Consider the following 2148-nt stretch of genomic DNA (forward strand, 5'->3'; position numbering starts at 1 on the left):
GATCAAGGGGCCTCATGTCCGAGCATCGCCACTCCTCCACAGAGACGACCACCAGCGTCGACGACCCGATTCCCACGACCCCCGACCAGGCCGAACAGCACCACGGGGCCGACCGGCCGCGCACGGTCGACCTCCCCCGGTTCCGCGGCAGGGTCATCCCTGCGCTGGACCGGGCGATCATCATGATCCTCCCCCCGGTGCTGATCATCGCCGCTGTCCTGGCCGTCACCACCAACCCCGAGGGTGCCGCCGACCTGATCAACAGGCTGCGGACCTTCGTCACCGGCGGTTTCACGTGGTGGTTCGTGGCCTACTCCCTGATCGCCGTCGCCGTCTGCGCCTGGTTGTGCGTCAGCAGGATCGGCCGGGTGCGGCTGGGCGGCCCCAAGGCCCGGCCCGAGCACAGCAAGTTCGCCTGGTACTCCATGCTCTTCGCGTGCGGCCAGGGCATCGGCCTGATCTTCTGGTCGCTGGCCGAGCCCATCCTCCTGCGCGAGGAGACCCCGGTCATCCCCACCGGGGCCAACCCCGGCGAGGGGGGCATCGTCTGGACCTACTTCCACTGGGGCCTGACCGCCTGGGCCATGTACTGCGTCGTGGCCGTCTGCCTGGCGTACTCCCACCACAACCTCGGCAAGACCCTGACGTTCCGCGAGGCGACCGTGGACATCCTGCCGAAGCGCGTCCAGCGCCCGGCCGGCGTCGTGGTGGAGCTGCTGGCCATCATCGCCACCGTCCTCGGCCTGGCCACCTCCTTCGGCTTCGCGGCCATGCAGTTCGCCTCCGGGGCCACCCAGGTCCTGCCGTTCGAGGCCGGCCCCGTGGCCTGGGCCGTCATCATCCTGATCCTGGGCGGGCTGACCGCCGTCTCCGCCTTCCTGGGCGTGAACAAGGGGATGAAGCGGATCAGTGAGGCCAACTCGATCCTCAGCATCGTGCTGGTCGTCGGCGTCTTCGTCTTCGGCCCGACGGTCTACATCCTGTCGAACATGTCCCAGACCTTCGGCTCCTTCTTCTACCACTTCGTGCCGATGAGCTTCTGGACCGGCGCCGAGACCTCCGGCGCCCCGCTCGCGGACTGGCAGGACAGCTGGAACGGCTGGTGGACCGTGTTCATCTGGTGCTGGGTCATCGCCTTCTCCCCCTTCGTCGCCGGGTTCATCGCCCGCATCTCCCGCGGGCGCACCATCCGCGAGTTCGTGCTCGGGGTGACGATCATCCCCTCGCTGATCGTCATGGTGTGGGTGGCCGTCATCGGCTCGGCCGGCATCCATTACGACAACGAGTCCGGACAGATCTCCGCCGACGCCGCCGAGGACACCTCATCGGCTCTGTTCTCCATGCTGGAGATGATCCCGTGGATCGGCACCCTGCTGATCATCGTGGCCACCGTCCTCGTGGCCACGTACTACGTCACCAGCCTCGACTCCGGCACCTACGCGCTGGCCGAGTTCGTCTCCGCCCCGAAGAAGTCCGGCCCGTGGTTCCGCGTGATCCTCGTGGCGAGCATCGCCACGGTGGCCCTGGTGCTGCTCTCCATCGGCGGCGTCGACGCGGTGGACACGGTCCAGACCGGCACGATCATCGGCGGCTTCCCGTTCTCCTTCGTCATCGTGCTGATGATCGTCAACCTCATCCGGCGCCTGCGGGCCCGGGACGCCGAGACGCGCCAGCTCGAGAAGGACATCAACGACCCCGAACACCGGCCCGAGGACGAGCACTGCGACGAGCACGGCGTCCCGCGCGCCGACCCGCGGCGGGGCGTCGGACCCGGGACCTACGTCCCCGCCCAGGACCTCAACCACCCCCGCCCCAATGGAAGGGACGCCCACTCATGACCATCACCACCACCTCCTCCGGTGCCGTCCGCCTGGCGCACCTGGACGCCCACACCTACCGGGACTGGGTCACCTCCGGGCACGCCACGGTGATCCTGCCGGCCGGCGCGTTCGAACAGCACGGACCACACCTGCCCCTGGGCACCGACGCGACCCTGTCCACCACGATCGCCGAGGCCGTGGGCCGCCAGACCGGTGCCAAGGTCGCCGAGCCGTTCACCTACGGCTACAAGTCGCAGCAGAAGTCCGGCGGCGGCAACCACCTGCCCGGGACCGTCAGCCTGGACGCGGAGGCCCTCGTGGCCATGAC

At 68.9% G+C, this 2148-nt stretch carries 2 protein-coding genes; both read left to right on the plus strand.

Going from position 1 to position 2148, the window contains the following annotated elements; all coding sequences use genetic code 11:
* Positions 1-14 precede the first annotated feature (14 nt).
* A complete protein-coding gene (locus PLJ28_RS15160) occupies positions 15-1838 on the plus strand; it encodes a BCCT family transporter (protein ID WP_183530106.1) in 1824 nt (607 codons plus the stop codon).
* Positions 1835-2148: creatininase family protein (locus PLJ28_RS15165; protein WP_324590367.1), on the plus strand; the 314-nt coding region annotated here is incomplete at its 3' end. The genes PLJ28_RS15160 and PLJ28_RS15165, both read left to right, overlap by 4 nt.

The organism is Citricoccus sp., assembly GCF_035445025.1.
Classification (GTDB): Bacteria; Actinomycetota; Actinomycetes; order Actinomycetales; family Micrococcaceae; genus Citricoccus.